We start from the raw sequence: 230 nt of genomic DNA on the forward strand, positions 1-230 counted from the left end.
CACCTCATCCGCATGCCCATTCCCAGAGACAGTGGGTCCGACCTGGACCGAATCGAAGAGGCTGCCCTGGCGGCGGCCGATCAGGCCACCAGCGCCTGGCGCGACGAAGCCTTGGCCCACTTCCGCAAGATCTCTGCCGAGAGCTTCATCGCCTACCCTTCGGGCCGGAACAGGGTATCCTGGGACTTCTCCGATCCTAGGCAGTTGGTTCTCGTCGTGCGCGTCACATG

Annotated in this window: 1 protein-coding gene; it reads left to right on the top strand. The window is 63.9% G+C overall.

The genetic code is table 11. The features are described from left to right. Nucleotides 1-12: 12 nt before the first annotated feature. The coding region (locus tag RMP09_RS11985; protein WP_310566199.1) for a hypothetical protein at nucleotides 13-230 on the top strand (218 nt) is incomplete at its 3' end.

Origin of the sequence: Hydrogenophaga sp. (assembly GCF_031426985.1) — a bacterium.
GTDB lineage: Bacteria > Pseudomonadota > Gammaproteobacteria > Burkholderiales > Burkholderiaceae_C > Hydrogenophaga.